This window comes from Gelidibacter sediminis (assembly GCF_004364975.1).
GTDB classification, from domain to species: Bacteria; Bacteroidota; Bacteroidia; order Flavobacteriales; family Flavobacteriaceae; genus Gelidibacter; species Gelidibacter sediminis.
In genome coordinates, this window is record NZ_SOBW01000008.1 from 1,337,964 (window position 1) to 1,353,941 (window position 15,978).

The window sequence follows — 15,978 nt, forward strand, 5'->3', positions numbered from 1 at the left end:
TTTCTAATGCGAAGAATATAACTAATAAAGGTCAATAATCCTAACCTCCAGTCTGAATAATTTGGTTGGGAATATAACACCTTAAGAATGATCGTACTATAAGTGTTCTGGCGTATTTACGACTTAGGAATTGAATGGCTTGGTGAGCATTAATTTCTTTAACAGTAATCTTGGCTCGTTCTTGCCGTAATACGCATCATAGCTCTTGGTATTTTCAAATCCAAGCGCTTCATAAATTTTAATTGCTGAACTATTATCTGGGTGCACTGTTAAACAAATTTCTGAACTAAAATTATACTCGAGAATTTCTACGAGCTTTTCAGTAAGCTGCTTACCAATGTTTTGGCCACGATAATCCGGATGCACTCCTAAGGAGAGAATCCATCCTTGGTTCAATGTTTTTGTATGGTTGCCAAGTGCATAGCCAACGACCCTATGGTGCTTTTCGGCCACATAAAAATACTCATTTGAAATATCAAAAAATTGACGCAAAACAAATAGAGGATAACTCCCATCCTTAAAACTCAAGGTTTCAATTTGGTGTATGCTTTCAAGATCTTTTAATGTTGCTTTTCGTAGTGTGATCATATCAATAACTAATTTGCTGGCACTTTTTAAAGCGGTATTTAATTCAACATTTTAATTGTTAAAGTAGTGTCTTGAGACAGAGTAAATTTACAATCATTATAGGTAGGTGCTGAAAACTTTGGCTTAACGTTATTTGAGAAACCGTAGCCCTCTTTAGGAATTCCTAAAAAGTTGCGGTTACATTCAGCATCGGAATTTTCATCATGAAACAATGAGATTGCATATTCTCCCTTTGGCAAATCAGAAATCACAATTTGTTTGGAAGTTTTATCTACCTTATAAGTATAGGTTTTAATGGCAGAACCATTCTCAAGAAAATTCTCTTCGGTGTTAAACACACCCACTACGAGATTGCCTTTTACGGATTCAATATTGGTGATATTTAAAATGAGCTTCGGATGTTCAGAGGTTGTCATCCCTAAAAATAGTGCGATAGACAAAATAATAATGTTCATAATTTTATACATTTTTTTAAACCATTCTATTTAGGTCGTAATTTATTTTCTTGTCAGCATACAAACCCTTATACAACATTTATATCAGTACGAGCTACCAAAGATGCCTGACCTTATTCATGTCCCAATTTATAAGTCCTCAATCACTTAAAAAATCACTATATATTAACCAAGACAACAATCACATTTTAAGTGTAATTTAATTATTTAAAATAGACAGCTTCAAATACTGCCAATGGCGTTCTTCTACCAACATTTAAACGCAACTCCTCTCCTGAGATTGTGTAGTTATCTGCAATCTCAAAAATTTTTAAAAATGCCGATTCATTGACATCAACGTCTGGACACATTTTTAAGGTTGTAGCCATATTATAAAATCGGATTCTATTGCCAGCTTCCAATTCAAATTGGCCATTGATAGTATTGCAACCTGCAAAACCCGTTACCCTATTATCTTGAGACTTTAAAGTAAAAAACATTTCTCGGTCCTGATTTTCGGCCATTTTCACATCTTTGCCTTCCAATGTCTTTAATTTCCAATATTTTTCAACAACTGGAGACGGCTCTAATATTCCACTTTTAAAAATAGCCAATGGAACTCTCTTCGCAATGTTTAAGGCTAAAGAATTATCAGTAATAGTATAATTATCAACAGTTTCAAAAATGCTCAATAACTGCTGTTCATTAAAACTACCCTCAGGACATGCCCTGCGCGTAGATGCCATTTGAGAGAATGATATACGATTTCCATTTTCTAATTTATAGGTGCCCATGAATGTATTGCAGCCTGAAAAACCTGTGATACGGTTGTTTTCAGAATTTAGTGTAAAGTAAATCATTGCACTTTGTTGTTTGGAGTGGGATAGCTCTTGTCCTTCTAAGGTTGTAAGAACCCATTTTTTATTCTCAATGGAAACTGATTTCTCCTTATTTGCTACAGCAGACTGAGTCTCTATTGTTGTTTTACTTGTGTTACAGTTGAAAAATGTAAACGCTATAAGTGTTATTGAAGCTAATTTTAGAGTCATTGTGATAACATTTTAATTTTTTTTTATTTGATCAGAATGTATGGTTCATGGTTAGATATTGCCACAACATTCAATAACCATGCCCTTTGGACCCTTGTAGAATCTTAAATTAAGATACCATATTACCAAATCCTTATAATTAGTTGATTATCAAGGAAATAATCAACACTAAAAGTTGCTTTAGGATTAAACTCTACAGGATTTATTATAAAATTACCATTATAAAACGATGTTGCTTTCCCATAAAAATTTGTGATATAACGTATTCAGAAAAAATTAAAGAATGGAAGTAAAAATTAAAGAATTATCGTGAATGTGTTTCAAACATCTCAAACCTCGTTTTTTAAAGAGAATTAGCTGTTTTTAAACAATCTTCAAATTTTATTTACAATTGACGGTATTTCGTTCAAAAAAATAGCGCTATAACGAATTTTTAAGAATTAATCATCAACATGAAGTAGCTCAAATACGTGAAATAAATAAAGAAATTACTTGAAACTATAACGTTTTAGTGTGCAATCCAAAATTGTAATAGTATATTTGCGGTTTAAACCAAAATAAAACATGAAAGTTCGCGAAAAGTTTATTTTAATTTCGATTATTGTCACAGTCGTCATTATTGGAATCTCATTGGTATGGAGTCCTATACTATGGGCTTTTATAGTCGTGATTCCGCTTATTATAATGGGAATTTTTGATATTATTCAGACCAAACATACCATCAGAAGAAACTTTCCTTTAATAGGACGTTTCAGATATCTATTAGAGTCTATACGTCCTGAAATTATGCAATATTTCGTAGAGACGGATACGGAAGGTAGACCATTGAACCGTATTTTAAGATCTTTAATATATAGAAGAGCAAAAGGTGAAAATGATACAGAGCCATTTGGGACTCAAATGGACCTCTATCATTCGGGTTACGAATGGTTAGAGCACTCTATGTATGCTAAAAATAATCCAAAAGAAATTGGGGAATTTCCACGATTACTAATTGGTGGTAAAGAGTGTAAACAGCCTTATTCTTCCAGTTTATTAAACATTTCAGCCATGAGTTTTGGCTCTTTAAGTAAAAATGCTGTCCTCGCTTTAAATAAAGGTGCAAAAATGGGCCATTTTGCGCATAATACTGGTGAAGGTGGTATAAGTGATTACCATTTAGAACATGGAGGAGATTTAATATGGCAAATTGGAACTGGATATTTTGGGTGTCGTAATGATGATGGTACTTTCAATGAAGTGACTTTTAGAGAGAATGCGTTACGCCCACAAGTAAAGATGATTGAAATTAAATTATCGCAAGGTGCAAAACCAGGACATGGTGGTATTTTACCAGCGTCTAAAAACACTCCAGAAATTGCCCGTATAAGACATGTAAAACCAGGAATTGCGGTACATTCACCTCCCTCTCATTCAGCTTTTGCTGACCCTATTCAGTTTATGTACTTTATTAGGAGGTTGCGGGAACTTTCTGATGGCAAACCTATTGGGTTCAAATTATGTATTGGTAGAAAACAGGAGTTCATGGATTTTTGTGAAGCTATGATTTACACCGGAATTCGTCCTGACTTTATTACAATTGATGGAGGTGAAGGAGGAACTGGTGCAGCCCCAGTAGAATTCTCAAATTCTATGGGAATGCCATTACGAGAAGGGTTGATTTTTGTGCATGATACTTTAGTCGGTTTTGGATTGCGAGATGATATCAAGGTTATCGTTGCTGGTAAGATTATTACAGGTTTCCACATGGCTCGTGCCATTGCATTTGGAGCTGATGGCTGTAACAGTTCGCGTGCCATGATGTTATCTATAGGTTGTATACAAGCGTTACAATGTAATACGAACACTTGCCCTGTGGGCGTTGCTACTCAAAACCCATCTTTGGTAAAAGGATTAGTAGTTGAAGATAAAGCCCCTAGAGCGAAACGTTACCATGAAGCTACTATCCATAGTTTCTTAGAACTTGTTGCAGCTGCAGGTCTTAATGATCCTAGTGAGTTGACAAGAGGTCATATCAGTAAAAGAATTGGACTTTTAGATGTGAAGACCTTTGATGAGATTTATCCAGAAATGGAGCCCGGATCATTACTAGATATTAATACGATTCCTGAAAGTTATAAAAAATTCTTCCATTTAACACGTATTATGAAATAAGTATGCAAGTAGTCATATAGGACTATTTCGTTAATCCTTACGCATTTTACCCGTGATTTCTTCAATTTTAATAATGAAAATCATGGGTAAATTGTCATTTACCATTTTACTGGAAAACTCACTGATAAAACTTAATTCCTTTTGCTCTTTTTCCACAATCAAGGCTTTGATGCCCAGAGAAAATTCATGCAAATAAGATTTAGCTTCGCTTGCAAAAAGTTGTTCGAAAGTACCATGTATGGTCACTGATCTCCATTTTGTAAGCGAATCCACATCAATAACATTCATTGCAACATTGTTATTCAGTCGCATTGCGTTCATCTTATGACCCTCACCAGAATAGCAGATAATTACATTTTTTTTCTGATTATAAAAATATGTAATAGGGACAACAAAAGGTTTATCTTGATAAATATAGGATAAATGCCCTAAGTAATTATTTTCTAGCACAAACTGATTTGCACTCGCTTCCAAATTGATATACATGACGTGTCGTTTTAGTATACCAATATAATGTTATTGAATAGAATTTTACATGACAATAGTCAGTTTCACGAGCTTAACCTATTATATATCAGCAGAATAATTAAATTAATATGATTTTATGACGTTAATTATATCATTTTTCTGTAGTACTCCTGACTGGCGCCATACTTGTTTGCCATTTTTAAAAAGCAACATGGTTGGAACGCCTTTTACTTGATAATTGGAAGCTAATAGTTGGTTTTTATCAACATCTATTTTGATAATTTTTACAGCCTCTCCCATTTCTGACTTTACATTTTCTAAGATAGGTGCTAAGGTTTTGCATGGACCACACCAATCTGCAAAAAAATCGACCAAAACTGGAGTTTCTGAATTTATAATATTTTTAAAGCTACTTTTCATTTTAAATTCTATTTTTGGTAGTACTTAATCTTTATCGGCATCGTTAGAAATCCTGACACCTTTAATTGATTTTATTTTCTTTTTAACATTTTCTGAATCGTCAGCAGTGTTATTCATTGGATCCCACTCTTTTTCACTAGGTTTCGTTGAATTTTCAAAATTAGACGCCTCTTGACGTTTTTCATCTTCTTTCCTGTTATTTTGCTTTTTTTCCTCTTTATTTTCCATCTGTTCACGCTTCTTAATATGGTTTGATTCTCTCTTATATGCGATGATAATACATTAAAGTTTGTCGCAAATAAAACCAATTATTTACACATTAATTACTACTGACAAAATAATTTATATCTCATATATTTATGGTAAAAAGAAAACAAAAAAGTTCTCAAACTTGAAGTCTGAGAACTCTTTTTTTGAAATCACTTTATAATTCTACCAATTATCGATTTCATCTTTTAATTCCTCTTTGGATTTACCATAGCGTTCTTGTACTTTTCCAGCTAACTTTTCAAAGTTGCCTTCCGCTTCAGTATATTCATCGTCAGTAATTTTACCGTATTTTTTTTTAAAATCACCTTTTATCTGTTTCCATTTTCCTTCAAATTGATCTGAATTCATAATATTTGAGTTTTAAGTTTATAATTGTTTTGTTCTTATTTTATAAAGTTACACGCATTACCTGTTCACTTATGACCCAAAAGATGAAAAAATTAATGCGATAACTAAATTGTGAAATGTTTAACAAGATTGGAGTTGAGATATAACTTAAGATGAGAATTGTCAATTTTTAAATATATATAAATATCTTTGGTACTTATGCTAAATTGTTGATGGAATTATCATAGAAGCTGAAACTCGAAATAATTAAATTATGAGACGCATTTGTATTAGTATAAGTATTATTGTTGCTGTGGTAGCATTAGTTTTAGCAGTTACGGCGCATTTTAGTAAAGCCTTTCTGCCTGTAACAATTGCATCGATATTTGGCTTAATAGCCTTGTATATGACTAAGAAAGAAGACTTGTCAAAAAAATCAATCTATTTAAGCTTTCTATTAACAGGAATTGCATTAATGCTTTCCACTTATAAACTGATTTTTTATCCTGATGTCATCGAGGGAACAAAAAAAATAGATGTCGAAGAGACTTCTGATATATCCAAGCCGCCTGAAACTTTGGAAGAATTGGAAGCTGATGATCAATATTTGTATCGGCACCAGTAATTTTAAACAATATAATTGGCCACCTTACATACTCTTTTTTTTGCACCACCTCATTTGCGCTTGCTAATAAAATTGCAAAAGTTGGCATTAATTTTAAAAATTCCTTTTTTTTAACTTTATTTGAGCATCGTATAATTTAAATAATGAAGATCTTTCTAATTGCTTCTGCCTTCTCATTAGTTGGTGCATGTGCCTCGCGCAGTTATACCCAAAAGATAGATGATTTAAAGCAAAGTATCGTCTTTGAGCAACCGGAGATGATTAGAGAATACGGTAAGACCATCACGTCTGACGAACTGAGCACACATGTTCACACACTAGCATCTGCCGAATTTGAAGGCCGAAAAACTGGTGAAAATGGGTTCCATAGAGCCTCAAACTATCTCAAAGATTTTTACAGCACTAATGTAATTCCTTCGCCTCTAGGTAGAGACCACTATTATCAAAATATTCCAAAAGCATATTTTAATACAGAAAGTCCGGCTTCTCAAAATGTGGTAGCATTTATAGAAGGAACAGTATATCCCGAAGAAATTATAGTTCTATCTGCTCATTTAGACCACCTCGGCGTTTCTGACAATACAATATATTATGGTGCTGATGACAACGCATCGGGTACTGCTGCCCTTATGGAAATTGCACAGGCTTTTATAAAAGCCAAGTCAGAAGGTTATGGTCCTAAAAGAAGTATTTTGTTTTTACATTTAACCGCAGAAGAGTCGGGCCTCTTAGGATCAACTTATTATGTAAAACATCCTATTTTCGCCTTAACGAACACAATAGCAAACTTAAATATTGACATGATTGGGCGTGTTGACAAAAAGCATGACGAACATAAAAACGAAAATTATATTTATATTATTGGCGCAGACAGACTAAGTACTGAACTGCATTATATTTCTGAAGCTGCAAATTCAAGATTTACCAATCTCGAACTTGATTATACATACAATGCTGCGGATGATTCAAATAGGTATTTTTACCGCTCAGACCACTATAATTTTGCGCGCTTAGGCATACCTGTCATATTTTATTTTAATGGTGAACATGCTGATTATCATCAGCCTACTGATACTCCAGATAAAATTAACTACGCATTACTTAAAAAGAGGGCACAACTTATTTTCACAACAACCTGGTACCTCGCAAATAGCGCAAAAAAATTGAGTACCGCAAAATTGTAATCTTGAACACCTCATTTGTTAAAGTTTGTTAAATGAAACCATCCTTAAAGTCAGAGCGCTCTCTTTTTTTGTATTATCGCACATCTATTAAATCTCTTAATTATATTTCAATGAAAAAATTATTCGTTATTGCGGGTATTGCGCTGACTACTTTCAGTTGTGGCACTGCACCTCAACAAACCCCGAAAGCTGAAACCAAAACTGCTGTTAATCCAACCGTATATGCTTCTAGCATTACTTCAGGTGAATTAAAAGAAATGCTATACACATTTGCTTCTGACGAATTTGAAGGTCGCCATACTGGTGAAAAAGGTCAGAAAATGGCGGTTGAATACTTAAAGAATCATTATGTTTCTATGGGAATCCCCTCACCTATTTCGGAAAATGATTACTTTCAGGAAGTGCCTCTTTTAAACCAGAAAGCGCCTGAAATTGATATGACCGTTAATGGCGATACTTTCAAAAATTATGAAGACTTGGTCATGTCTGGTGCGGCTACATCGCAAACTATAAATGCGTCTGAGATTATTTATGTTGGATATGGCATAGAGGATGAAAACTATTCAAGCTATAAAGGTTTAGACGTTAAAGATAAAATTGTTTTAATCAAATCTGGTGAGCCAAAAAATGCAGATGGCACCTATATAACTTCCGGCACTAAGGAAGATACAAAATGGTCGGTTGGCAGACAAGCCCTTGCAACAAAGAGAGATATTGCACGGAAAAAAGGTGTGAAAGCACTTCTTTTTATGGATGATGCATACTTAAAAATGGTTTCTAAGTACATGGAATCTGCTGCTCAGTCTGGTAATGATGGACGCATTACGCTTAAGGATAAACAAGAAACGATGCTTCAGATTTTGATCAGTGAAAAATTAGGCAAATCATTACTGCCATCTATTGACACGGAAGATACTTCCAAAACGATTGCAACAAAATTAAATATTAACATCACCAGTAATTCTGAGGACGTGAATTCTGAAAACGTTGTGGCTTTTATAAAAGGTTCTGAAAAACCAGATGAAGTTATTGTAATCTCGGCGCATTTGGATCATGAAGGAATTAAAAATGGTGAAATCTATAATGGTGCTGATGATGATGGCTCTGGCACAGTAGCCATCTTAGAAATTGCAGAAGCATTCAAAAAGGCACAGGACGCAGGACATGGACCAAAACGCTCCATTTTATTTTTACATGTAACTGGTGAGGAAAAGGGCCTATTGGGATCTAGTTATTATGCTGATATTGATCCTATTTTTCCATTAGAAAATACTGTAGCCAATCTTAATATTGATATGATTGGTAGAATTGATCCTAAACGAGAGGGCGACAGAAATTACATCTATCTCATCGGTTCTGATAAGTTAAGTACAGAATTACACAACATTTCAGAAGATGTCAATAAAAAATTCACCAATATAGCGCTTGATTATAAGTTTAATGATGATAATGATCCCAACCGTTTTTATTACCGTTCAGATCATTATAATTTTGCAAAAAACAATGTGCCTGTAATTTTTTATTTCAATGGAACTCATGGTGATTACCACAGACCTTCTGATACGCCTGATAAAATAGAATACGATTTGTTAGAAAACAGAGCACGACTTGTTTTTTATACGGCATGGGAATTAGCCAATAGAGCCAATCGTATCGTAGTAGATAAGGCTATAGAAAAATAAATGTTAAAGTTTTGATAAATAGCTAATTGAAATAAATTTTTTCATATCTTTATATGACGTATTGGGGTGCCCATTTGATGAGCTGAGAATATACCCATTGAACTTGCTGGATAATGCCAGTAACAGGAATACAACAAGCAAAGGGAATAAACGATTTTATATTGTTGTTCCCTTTGTTAGTTTTTAAAGATTCTTCCTTTAAAAAGATTGAAAGCCTCCAAAATATTCATTTCATCTAAAAAATCTGATCTAAGTCGTTCAAATATGGTCAATTAGAAATTATCTCGTAACTTTAAATTGAAACAAACGCGTTTTTGCGTTTCACTTTAACCTACAGATCAAATTGAAAGATATATTATACGATATTGTCCCAAGGTTAGAACCTTTTGATTATTCACTACATCACGATACGCAGTTTATCAATAAGGAATGGGTATTGATCAACGGTATTGAAAATGCTAAAGCCGTGTATCTATTTAAACCTAATAATGAACTGTTGATCTCTGAAAATGACCATGTCACCAAAACCCGGTGGAGTTTTATCAATTCAAATTTCCTTTCTATTACAACTGAAGATGGTATTGTACTGATTAAAGCCTTCTATAAGGATAAGGACATGTTGGTTTTAAACCAAAAGGCTTCTGATGACTATGCTTTCTTTATTAATTCTAGTGCTTATGACACCACTATTGACACTAAGGAAGATGTCAAAGCTTATTTTAAGGAGAAATATCTCAAAAAGGCATCACAGCTCATCTCTGAGCACCAGTTTTATTATATCCAACGTTTTAAGGAATACGGTCCATATACCATGAAAGAACTGCTTACAAAGGTTAAGAACAAGGCTGTTAATGCCTATTGCTTAGTAAGAGATGTCAATGAATCAGACTACGCAAAAAAACTACGGATTATAGATTTACTACACGAACTCAATTAAAAAGGCAAACATTTTCATGTTTGCCTTTTTAATTGATTACTTCCTTTATATTATTTTAGATATGTAACGCCCTGTCCTCAGTAGCTGCTAAAGCAGCCTCCTTGGTAGCTTCAGCAAATGTAGGGTGTGCATGAGACATGCGTGCTATATCTTCTGCAGAGGCTCTGTATTCCATCGCTACCACAACTTCGGCAATCATGTCGGCCGCTCGGGCACCAATCATATGGACACCAAGAATTTCGTCTGTAGTTTTATCGGCGAGAATCTTAACAAAGCCATCTAAATCCATACTCGCTCTACTTCTACCTAAAGCACGCATTGGAAATTGACCAGTTTTATACTCAATACCCGCTTCTTTTAATTGCTCTTCCGTTTTCCCCACGGCTGCAACCTCTGGCCATGTATAAACAACACCAGGAATCAAATTGTAGTCAATATGTGGTTTCTGACCCGCAATAACCTCAGCAACCAAACTCCCTTCCTCAGAAGCTTTGTGTGCCAACATTGGACCTTTTACAACATCGCCAATAGCATAAATATTTTTAACATTAGTCTGCAACTTGTCATTAACTTCAATTTGACCTCTATCTGTGAGTTTTACACCTGCAGCTTCAGCGTTCAATCCGTCAGTATAAGGACGTCGGCCTACAGAAACCAAGCAATAATCACCCTTAAACTCAACCTCTTCTCCTTTCTTATTGTCCGCTTTCACAATAACTTCATCGCCGTTGCGCTCTACTGATTTTACTTTGTGAGAAACATTGACGCTAAATTTAGCCTTCTTAAAGACCTTATTCAATTCCTTACTCAGTCCAGCGTCCATAGTAGGAATGATACGATCCATATATTCAATAACCGTAACCTCTGATCCTAATCTTTTATAAACTTGACCAAGCTCCAGACCGATAACACCACCACCAATTACAATAAGGTGTTTTGGTATTTCTTTAAGCTTTAAGGCTTCTGTAGAAGTTATAACACGTTCTTTATCTAAAGTAATGAATGGCAAACTAGAAGGTTTGCTACCGGTAGCAATAATGATGTTTTTCGCTTCAATTTCTTCCGTTTTCTCTCCAGTAATTGTGATATGTGTAGCATCCTTAAAAGCACCTAAACCTTGATACACATCAATTTTATTCTTCTTCATCAAGAATTCGATTCCCACAGTGGTCTGATCTACAACCGATTGTTTACGTGCAATCATTTGCTCAAGGTTCACTTTAATATCTCCAGGAATATCAATGCCATGCTCTTCAAAATGTTTGACAGCATCTTCATAATGATGTGAAGAATCTAATAGCGCTTTACTAGGAATACACCCCACATTAAGGCAGGTACCACCAAGTGTTGCATATTTTTCAATAATTGCAGTTTTCATGCCTAATTGTGCGCAACGTATTGCGGCTACATATCCTCCAGGACCAGAACCAATAATGGCTACATCGTATGAATTCATAAAAATGTGTTTTGATGTTTGTTAAATTCGACTACAAAAATACAATTTTGATTCACGTTATACGAATATGAACCTAGGATTTTAAAAATAGAGTTACTAAACGGACGCTTAATCAGGAAATCCTAACATGTGCCCCATACCTACCGTAAATAACCAACATCCATAAAGCGTATGTTCAATTGTTACCAATAAGGTTGATTTCGTTTCATTATATGTCAAAGCGAATAAAATACCACCTAAAAAAGTCATTACCAATACCAATGGATTCCTGTAGAATAAATGTGCCATTGAGAATACAATTGCATTAACAACAACCAATAGGGCCTTACTATCAAAAAGTGATGCATAACGCTGAAAATACAATGTGCGATAGATAAGTTCTTGTGGATACACTGAAAACATGGCGTAGGCGAATAAAATCACCACCCATAATTTAGGCTTTTGGTAAAGTATATGGAAGAGATCAGATCTTGCTGTCAAAAACATGTAACCCATGGTCAAAATCGCAATGATTATGAATTTAAGAAGAACAGCCGTCCAAAAAGGTTTCCATTGGAGATTAGGTGCAATTTTAAATTTATTACCTTCTACCTTTACTAAAATATAAATAACGTAAAGAAAACCTACGACGGCCAGAAATGCCTTGACCAAAAATGGATAGTCCAACACAAAACTTACCGGCAAGATTATAAAAATCAATAAAAATTCTGTGCGTTTATAAGAAACCGATTGCATGTGCTTACATGTTAATAGCCGTTGTATGTTTAACCTCATTAATTACAAACATGCTATGTGTGCTACCAATATGGTTAATGGATGTTAATTTATTGACCATGAACTCTCTAAAAGCTTCCATATCTGAAACAATGACTTTAAGAAGATAGTCATAATCCCCACTAATATGGTAACATTCCATCACTTCTGCAAGATTTGCAACCTCTTTTTCAAACTTAATCACGTAATCTTGTGTGTGTTGCACTAATTTGATATGACAAAACGCTACAAAATTTTTATTGGCTTTTTCCTTCTGAATTAAGGCAACATAATTTGAGATGACCCCTTGGTTCTCTAGTTTTTTTATACGTTCATATACTGCAGTTACGGAGAGATTTAATTTGTTGGACAACTCTTTATTGGTCTGTTTGCTGTTGGCTTGAAGCAACTTTAAAAGCTTTTTATCTATGGCATCAAAATTCATAAAAGAAAATTTATCTAATGAAACTTATCTAATTGATATTTATTAGGATGAAATTCTGCTAACTTAAATAATTTTAGATTTATAATCTAAGTTTAGTTACATATATTGACAAATCATCTAAAAAATGAGACATTTGAATCTATTATAACTAATTAAAACACATTTCAATGGCATTTAAACCAGCAAATAATATACAGGATCTCCAATATTTTGGAGAGTTTGGAGGTGTTAACCCATCTATCTCAGATTCTTCTACCTACACTTTTCTCTCCGCAAAAACAATGTTTGATACATTTGAAGGCAATGCAGATGGGTGTTACCTATACTCGCGCCACTCCACACCATCCAACCTTTATTTAGGTCAGGCTTTGGCGGCAATGGAAGGCACGGAAACCGCCAATGTTACGGCTTCAGGAATGGGCGCCATTACCGCCGTTTTGATGCAACTGTGCGGTGCTGGAGAACATATAGTGAGCAGCAGAACAATTTATGGTGGCACTTATGCCTTTTTAAAAAATTTTACACCACGCTTCAATATAAAAACCTCATTTGTAGACATTACCAATTTGGAAAGCGTCGAGTCAGCAATTACGCCAAAAACAAAAGTATTGTATTGTGAATCTGTCAGTAATCCGCTTTTGGAAGTTGCAGACATTGCCGCACTATCCAAGCTTGCTAAGAAACATAATTTAAAATTGGTTGTAGACAACACCTTTTCCCCGTTGTCAATATCGCCAACACAATTGGGCGCTGATATTGTAATTCATAGTTTAACCAAATTCATTAATGGCTCGAGTGATACCGTAGGTGGTGTGGTATGTGGTACTCAAGAATTTATTGACAATTTAAGAAATGTAAATGACGGTGCCTGTATGCTATTAGGGTCTACAATGGACAGTTTAAGGGCTGCTTCCATTTTAAAAAATTTGAGAACCCTCCATATTAGAATGCAGCAACACAGTCTTAACGCTACATATCTAGCTGAAAGATTTGAAAAGGATGGCTTGAAAACGGTGTATCCCGGATTGAGATCGCATCCTTCCCATGAATTATTCAAATCCATGATGAATGATAAATACGGCTATGGTGGTATGCTTACTGTAGACGTTGGATCTCTAGATAAAGCTAATGCACTTATGGAACTGATGCAAAAACAAAACCTAGGGTATTTAGCGGTGAGTTTAGGGTTTTATAAGACCTTATTTAGTGCGCCAGGCAGCTCAACATCTTCTGAAATACCTGAGGATGAACAAAGAGAAATGGGCTTGAGTGATGGTTTAATTCGCTTTTCTATAGGCTTGGACGCTGATATTGAACGTACATATGAGATGATGAGAACCTGCATGCAGGATCTTAATATTTTATAACTGAGGCGCTTCTAGTGCCCTAATTAAAACAAATACCATATAAAGTAAATCATCAGAGCCAGTGTCTAAAGCGCTGGCTCTGATGATTTAGCATTTAATTTTTAGGAAATTTGCACCTTCTGCAATGGAGGCAAACCCCCTTACCTATTCAGCACATCTTTAATTTGATTTGCATAGGTTTGTCTAAAATCGTAACATTACGTACAAGAATAAAATCTCAACTTAACTAACCTCTTCTTAATGGAAAGCCAAGACATTAGACCAAAATCACCTCAGGACGAACCTATAGTAGAAAATAAAGAATTACGAATTTGGGAAGCTTTAATTCCGGTGTTTGCACTGATTGCCATGCTTGCTTATAATGTATACGTTTATGGTGGTGATGCGTTGTCAGGTTCTAATCAGTTCATATTATTAATGGGTGGTGCGGTTGCCGCAATTGTAGGAATATTCAATAAAGTGTCCTTTGATCAGATGATAGAAGAAGTGTCTGAGAATATCAAAGCCACGGGAGGAGCCATATTAATATTGCTGATGGTTGGTGCCCTTGCAGGGACATGGCTGATTAGCGGCATCATTCCGACGATGATTTATTATGGGTTACAAATCTTAAACCCAACCATATTTTTAGCAGCCTGTGTCATCATTTGTGCCATTATTTCAGTGGCTACAGGAAGTAGTTGGACAACATCTGCCACAGTTGGTATTGCTCTAATTGGTATTGCTGAGGCGTTAGGGATCTCATTGGGAATGACTGCCGGCGCAATTCTTTCAGGCGCTTACTTTGGAGATAAAATTTCGCCAATGAGTGACACCACTAATTTGGCACCAGCCATGGCAGGTACAGATTTATTTACGCATATTAGATACATGCTATATACCACCGTTCCAACTTTACTGGTAACCTTAACAGTGTTTATAGTTATAGGCCTCAATTTAGACACCACAGGAGCGGCAGATACACAAAGCATTCTTAACTCTGTAGATGATGCCGTCAATGTGAATCCGTGGTTATTTATCGTACCACTTTTAGTGATTGTCTTAATCATAAAAAAAACCCCACCTTTGGTCGCCTTATTAATTGGCACCCTATTAGCTGCTGTGGCGGCGCTCCTATTTCAACCCAATATTGTTGCTGCAATTGGAGGTGGAAACAGCTTAACTTTTGCTACAGGCTATAAAGGGTTAATGGACGCCATAACGATTGACACAGCAATTCCTACTGATAATGAAGCTCTTAAGGATCTCTTCTCATCTGGAGGTATGTCTAGTATGCTAGGCACCATTTGGCTAATTCTTTGCGCCATGGTTTTTGGCGGTATTATGGATGGAATTGGCGCACTGGCGGTTATTAGTAAAGCCTTGTTAAAATTGTTCCACACCACCTTCGGACTTTTTGCAAGTACCGTAGCCAGCTGTCTGGCATTGAATTTAACGGCAAGTGATCAATATTTAGCGATTGTAGTTCCTGGTAAAATGTACGCCCAAGCGTATAAAGATAAAGGCCTTGCACCTGAAAATCTATCAAGGACCTTAGAAGATAGTGGTACCGTAACTTCTGTGCTGGTACCTTGGAATACCTGTGGCGCTTACCACAGTGGGGTATTAGGAGTAGATACGTTACACTATGCAGGGTATGCTATTTTTAATTGGCTTAGTCCATTTATGACACTACTCTTTGCCGCCTTTAGAATTAAAATTAGACAACTTTCTACCAAAACCATCTAATTGATCTTGTAACACCCGCGTTTTGCTCAAAAATTTACTATAGTTAAAACTTATAGCTATATAATTTTATATCATAAATAACTATAGTTAT

Annotated in this window: 17 protein-coding genes; 7 read left to right on the forward strand and 10 right to left on the reverse strand. The window is 35.2% G+C overall.

Features of this window, described 5'->3' with window-relative positions; translation table 11 throughout:
- Positions 1 to 123: 123 nt before the first annotated feature.
- From BXY82_RS12455 to BXY82_RS12465, 3 genes are all read right to left on the reverse strand, one after another.
- The gene (locus BXY82_RS12455; RefSeq protein WP_133758503.1) at positions 124 to 588 is read right to left on the reverse strand and encodes a GNAT family N-acetyltransferase; all 465 of its coding nucleotides are present in this window, start codon (positions 586 to 588) and stop codon (positions 124 to 126) included.
- Between the two features lie 38 nt (positions 589 to 626).
- On the reverse strand, positions 627 to 1,043 hold the full coding sequence (locus BXY82_RS12460) for a DUF2141 domain-containing protein (RefSeq protein ID WP_166643297.1): 417 nt from the start codon (positions 1,041 to 1,043) through the stop codon (positions 627 to 629).
- A gap of 203 nt (positions 1,044 to 1,246) precedes the next feature.
- Positions 1,247 to 2,071 carry an META domain-containing protein gene (locus BXY82_RS12465; protein ID WP_133758505.1) on the reverse strand — a complete coding sequence of 275 codons (825 nt, stop codon included), beginning with the start codon at positions 2,069 to 2,071 and terminating at the stop codon, positions 1,247 to 1,249.
- A 564-nt stretch (positions 2,072 to 2,635) separates the two neighbouring features.
- On the opposite strand from BXY82_RS12465, the gene BXY82_RS12470 reads away from it, so the two are divergent.
- Entirely contained in the window at positions 2,636 to 4,225 is a 1,590-nt protein-coding gene (locus tag BXY82_RS12470) for an FMN-binding glutamate synthase family protein (protein WP_133758506.1), read from the forward strand.
- A gap of 30 nt (positions 4,226 to 4,255) precedes the next feature.
- Here the strand turns inward: BXY82_RS12470 and BXY82_RS12475 are convergent, their stop codons facing one another.
- The 4 genes from BXY82_RS12475 to BXY82_RS12490 form a co-directional block, all read right to left on the reverse strand.
- Positions 4,256 to 4,711 carry a pyridoxamine 5'-phosphate oxidase family protein gene (locus BXY82_RS12475; RefSeq protein ID WP_133758507.1) on the reverse strand — a complete coding sequence of 152 codons (456 nt, stop codon included), beginning with the start codon at positions 4,709 to 4,711 and terminating at the stop codon, positions 4,256 to 4,258.
- Positions 4,712 to 4,816: 105 nt separating this feature from the next.
- A complete protein-coding gene (gene trxA, locus BXY82_RS12480; RefSeq protein ID WP_133758508.1) occupies positions 4,817 to 5,113 on the reverse strand; it encodes a thioredoxin in 297 nt (98 codons plus the stop codon).
- A gap of 24 nt (positions 5,114 to 5,137) precedes the next feature.
- Positions 5,138 to 5,341, reverse strand: coding sequence for a hypothetical protein (locus BXY82_RS12485; RefSeq protein ID WP_133758509.1), 204 nt, complete (start codon positions 5,339 to 5,341; stop codon positions 5,138 to 5,140).
- A gap of 204 nt (positions 5,342 to 5,545) precedes the next feature.
- Positions 5,546 to 5,731, reverse strand: a complete 186-nt coding sequence (locus tag BXY82_RS12490; protein WP_133758510.1) for a CsbD family protein — start codon at positions 5,729 to 5,731, stop codon at positions 5,546 to 5,548.
- Between the two features lie 253 nt (positions 5,732 to 5,984).
- Here BXY82_RS12490 and BXY82_RS12495 point away from each other — a divergent pair, with 253 nt between their 5' ends.
- The 4 genes from BXY82_RS12495 to BXY82_RS12510 all read left to right on the forward strand — a co-directional run bounded on the left by BXY82_RS12495 (position 5,985) and on the right by BXY82_RS12510 (position 10,138).
- Complete coding sequence (locus BXY82_RS12495) at positions 5,985 to 6,335, forward strand: FUSC family protein (protein WP_133758511.1); 351 nt, start codon at positions 5,985 to 5,987, stop codon at positions 6,333 to 6,335.
- 143 nt (positions 6,336 to 6,478) lie between these two features.
- Complete coding sequence (locus tag BXY82_RS12500; RefSeq protein ID WP_133758512.1) at positions 6,479 to 7,519, forward strand: M28 family metallopeptidase; 1,041 nt, start codon at positions 6,479 to 6,481, stop codon at positions 7,517 to 7,519.
- Positions 7,520 to 7,629: 110 nt separating this feature from the next.
- Positions 7,630 to 9,201 carry a M28 family metallopeptidase gene (locus tag BXY82_RS12505; RefSeq protein ID WP_133758513.1) on the forward strand — a complete coding sequence of 524 codons (1,572 nt, stop codon included), beginning with the start codon at positions 7,630 to 7,632 and terminating at the stop codon, positions 9,199 to 9,201.
- A 343-nt stretch (positions 9,202 to 9,544) separates the two neighbouring features.
- A complete protein-coding gene (locus BXY82_RS12510) occupies positions 9,545 to 10,138 on the forward strand; it encodes a hypothetical protein (RefSeq protein ID WP_133758514.1) in 594 nt (197 codons plus the stop codon).
- Between the two features lie 55 nt (positions 10,139 to 10,193).
- Here BXY82_RS12510 and lpdA read toward each other — a convergent pair whose 3' ends face one another.
- The 3 genes from lpdA to BXY82_RS12525 all read right to left on the reverse strand — a co-directional run bounded on the left by lpdA (position 10,194) and on the right by BXY82_RS12525 (position 12,792).
- Positions 10,194 to 11,594 (reverse strand): dihydrolipoyl dehydrogenase, encoded by a 1,401-nt coding sequence (gene lpdA, locus BXY82_RS12515; RefSeq protein WP_133758515.1) that lies wholly within the window; start codon positions 11,592 to 11,594, stop codon positions 10,194 to 10,196.
- Positions 11,595 to 11,702: 108 nt separating this feature from the next.
- Positions 11,703 to 12,329: a CPBP family intramembrane glutamic endopeptidase gene (locus BXY82_RS12520; protein ID WP_133758516.1), complete on the reverse strand. Its 627-nt coding sequence runs from the start codon at positions 12,327 to 12,329 to the stop codon at positions 11,703 to 11,705.
- A gap of 4 nt (positions 12,330 to 12,333) precedes the next feature.
- The gene (locus BXY82_RS12525; RefSeq protein WP_133758517.1) at positions 12,334 to 12,792 is read right to left on the reverse strand and encodes an Lrp/AsnC family transcriptional regulator; all 459 of its coding nucleotides are present in this window, start codon (positions 12,790 to 12,792) and stop codon (positions 12,334 to 12,336) included.
- Between the two features lie 167 nt (positions 12,793 to 12,959).
- Here BXY82_RS12525 and BXY82_RS12530 point away from each other — a divergent pair, with 167 nt between their 5' ends.
- The gene (locus BXY82_RS12530; protein WP_133758518.1) at positions 12,960 to 14,159 is read left to right on the forward strand and encodes an aminotransferase class I/II-fold pyridoxal phosphate-dependent enzyme; all 1,200 of its coding nucleotides are present in this window, start codon (positions 12,960 to 12,962) and stop codon (positions 14,157 to 14,159) included.
- Positions 14,160 to 14,399: 240 nt separating this feature from the next.
- Positions 14,400 to 15,887, forward strand: a complete 1,488-nt coding sequence (gene nhaC / locus BXY82_RS12535) for a Na+/H+ antiporter NhaC (RefSeq protein ID WP_133758519.1) — start codon at positions 14,400 to 14,402, stop codon at positions 15,885 to 15,887.
- The last annotated feature ends 91 nt before the right edge of the window (positions 15,888 to 15,978 follow it).

Excerpts from the sequence above, each read along its gene's own strand:
- BXY82_RS12455 (WP_133758503.1), bottom strand. The coding sequence starts at position 588 with ATGATCACACTACGAAAAGCAACATTAAAAGATCTTGAAAGCATACAC.
- BXY82_RS12460 (WP_166643297.1), bottom strand. The coding sequence starts at position 1,043 with ATGAACATTATTATTTTGTCTATCGCACTATTTTTAGGGATGACAACC.
- BXY82_RS12465 (WP_133758505.1), bottom strand. The coding sequence starts at position 2,071 with ATGACTCTAAAATTAGCTTCAATAACACTTATAGCGTTTACATTTTTC.
- BXY82_RS12470 (WP_133758506.1), top strand. The coding sequence starts at position 2,636 with ATGAAAGTTCGCGAAAAGTTTATTTTAATTTCGATTATTGTCACAGTC.
- BXY82_RS12475 (WP_133758507.1), bottom strand. The coding sequence starts at position 4,711 with ATGTATATCAATTTGGAAGCGAGTGCAAATCAGTTTGTGCTAGAAAAT.
- trxA (WP_133758508.1), bottom strand. The coding sequence starts at position 5,113 with ATGAAAAGTAGCTTTAAAAATATTATAAATTCAGAAACTCCAGTTTTG.
- BXY82_RS12485 (WP_133758509.1), bottom strand. The coding sequence starts at position 5,341 with ATGGAAAATAAAGAGGAAAAAAAGCAAAATAACAGGAAAGAAGATGAA.
- BXY82_RS12490 (WP_133758510.1), bottom strand. The coding sequence starts at position 5,731 with ATGAATTCAGATCAATTTGAAGGAAAATGGAAACAGATAAAAGGTGAT.
- BXY82_RS12495 (WP_133758511.1), top strand. The coding sequence starts at position 5,985 with ATGAGACGCATTTGTATTAGTATAAGTATTATTGTTGCTGTGGTAGCA.
- BXY82_RS12500 (WP_133758512.1), top strand. The coding sequence starts at position 6,479 with ATGAAGATCTTTCTAATTGCTTCTGCCTTCTCATTAGTTGGTGCATGT.
- BXY82_RS12505 (WP_133758513.1), top strand. The coding sequence starts at position 7,630 with ATGAAAAAATTATTCGTTATTGCGGGTATTGCGCTGACTACTTTCAGT.
- lpdA (WP_133758515.1), bottom strand. The coding sequence starts at position 11,594 with ATGAATTCATACGATGTAGCCATTATTGGTTCTGGTCCTGGAGGATAT.
- BXY82_RS12520 (WP_133758516.1), bottom strand. The coding sequence starts at position 12,329 with ATGCAATCGGTTTCTTATAAACGCACAGAATTTTTATTGATTTTTATA.
- BXY82_RS12525 (WP_133758517.1), bottom strand. The coding sequence starts at position 12,792 with ATGAATTTTGATGCCATAGATAAAAAGCTTTTAAAGTTGCTTCAAGCC.
- BXY82_RS12530 (WP_133758518.1), top strand. The coding sequence starts at position 12,960 with ATGGCATTTAAACCAGCAAATAATATACAGGATCTCCAATATTTTGGA.
- nhaC (WP_133758519.1), top strand. The coding sequence starts at position 14,400 with ATGGAAAGCCAAGACATTAGACCAAAATCACCTCAGGACGAACCTATA.